This window comes from Shigella sp. SIG6, from assembly GCF_053555815.1.
Window position 1 is genome coordinate 1 of record NZ_JBQZXC010000274.1, and the last position, 969, is coordinate 969.

The following is a 969-nucleotide window of genomic DNA, read 5'->3' on the forward strand; positions in this document are numbered from 1 at the left end:
GACTCAGACTTTATAAAACAAGGTATTAGGTGCCACAACTGACTGAACAAAACCAAAACGCTCATAAAATGCTCTGGCGTCATCATCAATTGCATGTACCATAACAGCCTTAATGCCAACCTGATCAGCCAGATTGACAACCCGGTGAATGGCATCACTTAGTAGCCATTTACCGAAACCATGCCCCTGGGTACAAACATCAACAGCCAGACGCCCTAACAGAACAACAGGGACAGGATTGGGCATGTTATGCCGCAAACTGCGACCAAGCTCGGCATGAGTGACGGAACCAGTAGCTAATGAGTAGTATCCCACAACACGTAAAGTATCCTCCAAGCAAATAACGAACGTGCGAGAAGCATTGAGCATCTGGTTTTTCATAGCCCGACCACGTAACCAGTTACTTAGCACCTCATTTCCACAGTCAAATGGCTGAAGTATATGCTCATCCGTCAACAATGCTGGCGCGGTGACATTTATTTCCATTCAGGCTTTACCGCCATCAAACGTTCACGCCCTTCTGCATTCTGCACAGGAGCTTCCAGTTGCGTAATAAACGAATCATAACGTTCGTTATCCAGCACAAATAAACGTTGATCCAGGATAATGTTTTTAGCTTCCTGGTACGCCAGTTCCATGATGAAATCGGTACGGTTCTTATTGACCAAGCTCGCAGCATAATCAATAACGGCTCGTTCCTCATCAGTTGCCCGGATGTTAATCTGATGTTCTCGCGGTGTTTTACGGACGCTTGCAGCTGTAGACATAAAAACCTCCATTGGTAACAATTTGCTATGCAATTAATGTTATCGCAAATGGTAACAGAACGCTATACAGAATCACTTACGGGAAAAGCGATCCCCTGATAAAAACAATGGCAGAGACCTGAACATTGTGACGATGATCTGTGTCGGCGCACAAATCATGTCTGATTACGGCCGTTTAATGTGATTTTGATAATGAAATGCC

The 969-nt window shown here is 44.7% G+C and carries 2 protein-coding genes; both read right to left on the reverse strand.

What is annotated here, in order from left to right; translation table 11 throughout:
• Positions 1-3 precede the first annotated feature (3 nt).
• A complete protein-coding gene (locus tag ACUU1M_RS20305) occupies positions 4-486 on the reverse strand; it encodes a GNAT family N-acetyltransferase (protein WP_000405248.1) in 483 nt (160 codons plus the stop codon).
• Positions 477-779: a type II toxin-antitoxin system TacA family antitoxin gene (locus tag ACUU1M_RS20310; protein ID WP_010921625.1), complete on the reverse strand. Its 303-nt coding sequence runs from the start codon at positions 777-779 to the stop codon at positions 477-479. The genes ACUU1M_RS20305 and ACUU1M_RS20310 overlap by 10 nt, the downstream gene beginning before the upstream one ends.
• Positions 780-969: the final 190 nt, after the last annotated feature.